The sequence below is a fragment of the Streptomyces spongiae genome (assembly GCF_009377185.1).
In the GTDB taxonomy this organism is placed as follows: Bacteria; Actinomycetota; Actinomycetes; order Streptomycetales; family Streptomycetaceae; genus Streptomyces; species Streptomyces spongiae.
Map to the genome: position 1 here is coordinate 1 of NZ_VJZC01000893.1, position 2,802 is coordinate 2,802.

General features: G+C 68.7%; 2 protein-coding genes. Both read right to left on the minus strand.

What is annotated here, in order from left to right; genetic code table 11:
* Positions 1 to 16: 16 nt before the first annotated feature.
* The gene (locus tag FNH08_RS48305; RefSeq protein ID WP_152778247.1) at positions 17 to 1,516 is read right to left on the minus strand and encodes a multicopper oxidase family protein; all 1,500 of its coding nucleotides are present in this window, start codon (positions 1,514 to 1,516) and stop codon (positions 17 to 19) included.
* 298 nt (positions 1,517 to 1,814) lie between these two features.
* On the minus strand, positions 1,815 to 2,498 hold the full coding sequence (locus FNH08_RS48310; RefSeq protein WP_152778248.1) for a M15 family metallopeptidase: 684 nt from the start codon (positions 2,496 to 2,498) through the stop codon (positions 1,815 to 1,817).
* Positions 2,499 to 2,802: the final 304 nt, after the last annotated feature.

Here is a 2,802-nt window from a genome sequence, read left to right on the forward strand (position 1 = left end):
CCCCCTGGGAGTCCCCCTAGCTCTCCATCACCATCAGCGCCGCCATCATGCCCTCGTCCTCATGTTGCAGGAGATGGCAGTGCAGCATGTACATGTACGTATCGTCGGCGAAGTCCGTGAACTGCATGGCGATCTTGATGGACCCGCCACCGACGACCTCGTACGTGTCGAACCACCCCAGATCAACCCCCGTCGGCTCCTCACCGTTGATCTCGATCAGCTGGAACGGCACATCGTGCAGATGGAACGAGTGCTCCAGCATCGTGTTGTTGGTGATCGTCCAGATCTCCGACGACCCGAGGGTCGTCATGATCGTCGCCATGGAGTCCATGGTGGTTCCCACCGACCCGTTGATCGCCATCTCCAGACCGTCCTGGTCCAGCGTGATCTCGCGCGCGGTGAAGCTCGACGTGTCGTACCGCTCGATCGTGTTGAGCGTCGACGGCAGGTCGTCGGGCGTGTCCGAGGCGTCCGGCGTGACGGTCAGGAAGTCGTATGTGCCGCTCCCGCCCCGTACCCAACCGGTGGTGACCACGGCCTGCAGCGTGACCGCGTCGCTCAGGTCCATGACGAACTCCGCCCGCCCGCCCGCGACCAGCCGAATGCTCGACACCTCCGTGGCCGAGGTCAGATAGCCCTGCTCGGTGGCGATCTGCGTCAGCGTGCCCCCGTCACCGCGCTGGACCGTGATGATGTCGGACGGTGAGGCGTTGAGGACCCGGAACCGGGTGCGCGTCTTGGTGGCGGTGAACGTGAGCGTCGTGTCGTCGACGTTCGTGCCGTTGCACAGCACCGGGTAGGCGAGGCTGCCGCTCAGATAGCCGGTCAGGTTGTACTTGATGTCGCCGGAGGTGTCCGAGGCCAGGCACTGCAGGACGAGCGGGATGTCGTCGACGCCGTACTCGCTCGGCAGCGCCGCGGACGCGTCCGAGCCGTCCTCCACGATGATCATGCCGGCCATGCCGTGCACGACCTGCTCGGCCGTGGTGCCCAGGGCGTGCGGGTGGTACCAGAGGGTCTTGGCCTCGTCGAGGATCTCGAAGGTGGGGGACCAGGTCTCACCGGCGGCGAAGGCGTTCTGGGGGCCGCCGTCCATCTCGGCCGGGATGTGGGCGCCGTGGAAGTGGACGCTGGTGTCGTCGTCGAGGTTGTTGGTGATGTTCAGCAGGACCGTGTCGCCCTTGGTCCACTTCATGGTGGGACCGAGGTACGACTGGTTGTAGCCCGCGGTCGAGCTGGTGACCCCGCTGATCACCTCGCTGGTGCCGGACTGCGCCGCGAGCGTGAAGGTGGTGGTGCCGTCCGTGGTGGTGGCCTCCAGGAGGTCCGGGACGGTCAGGGTGGCGGTGTTGGTCGCGGCGCCGGCCGTGTTGCGCTCGGCGTCGGTCAGCAGGGAGAAGGCCGCTCCGGCAGCCCCGACCGCCGCCAGCCCGACACCGGCCATGCCGCCGAGGAACTGGCGCCGGTGCAGGCCCTTGGACTTGGCCTTGCGGGTCTTGCCCGTGTTGTTGGTCATGGCCGGGGATGTTTGACCTAAGGACTGTGTAAGAACTGGGGTGAAGTTAGGAGGAAGGCGAGCGGACTGTGAGGTCGCCAAGAGGACTTCCTACCCTCAACTCCCCTAGCAGCAAGTGCAGTTGACGCATCGCAGGTCGCACCCGGTGAGCGGGACGTACCGGACGGGCTCCGCGTGCGGAGTGCACACCGAACCTCGCCATCGTGATGTGCGTCACACTCTGGGGCGGCTGTGCCGGCGCTGTCCCCGCGCCTTCCCGGCACTGTGCCCGGGCTGTCGCCGTCCCTCTGTCCGCGCCCTAGGAGCCGTGCCGGGCCGGTCGGTGCGCGAGGGTTTCGTCCACCGGGCCGTAACAGGCCGCCGGAGCCCCGGTCATGAGGGCCCAGTAGCGGTCGCCGTACGACCAGTGCCACCACTCGGTGGGGTAGTTGACCAGACCTGCCGTGCTGAGCGCGGCGGAGAGGAAGCGGCGGTTGCGGCGGGCCTCGTCGGAGATGTCCGGGGCGTCGGTGTAGCAGGCGCCCGCGCTCTCCTCGGGGCTCGCGTCGACCCGGGTACCGAGGTCGAGTTCCTCGCCCGAGGCGGTGCACAGGGTGAGGTCCACGGCCGCGCCGGCGACGTGCGGGCCGATCTCCGGCGGAGACAGGGAACGGCTGGTCTGGGTGCGCAGGCGGTCCTCGGGCCAGTCCGGGTTGGCGCGGCGCAGTTCGGCCGCGTACGCCTCGAAGTAGGTGGACTGGAGGGCCAGGGGGCGGTACCCCTCGGTGACCAGCAGGCGCAGGCCGTCGGGGAGCAGCCGTGCCGCGCGGGCCAGCCGCCAGGCGACGCCCTCACGGATCAGCGCGTAGGCACCCTCCGGGTCGGCCTGCCGGGAGTCCACGTCCACGAAGGGCAACTCCCGCAGATCGACCAGGGGTTCACCGCAGTCCCGCACGGGGACGCCGGCGACCGCGGGATCGTTCATGAGGATGATCGGGGGCATGCTTCGTCTCTCGCGGGCGGTTCGGGCGTACGGGTGTACGGCGATGCGGGCGGGTCGAGGCGATGTCGTGTCACGCGGTGATGCCCCGGGGCAGGGACGCTCACGTCCTGATGTCCCTGCCCCGGAGCTCCCCCGGGCTGTGCCTGGCTTCCCCCTGGCAGGTTGTGCCCTTCATTGGTCGGCCGGGTGGTGAGGACTCACCCGGCCGACCAGTTGTCCCCCGACATCCACGAGGGTGGCGCAGGGCGCTGCAAGTTCTCTGCAAGTCTGCGGCAACGCGTTGCGGGCGGGGTCTACGGCTGCC

Excerpts from the sequence above, each read along its gene's own strand:
- FNH08_RS48305 (WP_152778247.1), bottom strand. The coding sequence starts at position 1,516 with ATGACCAACAACACGGGCAAGACCCGCAAGGCCAAGTCCAAGGGCCTG.
- FNH08_RS48310 (WP_152778248.1), bottom strand. The coding sequence starts at position 2,498 with ATGCCCCCGATCATCCTCATGAACGATCCCGCGGTCGCCGGCGTCCCC.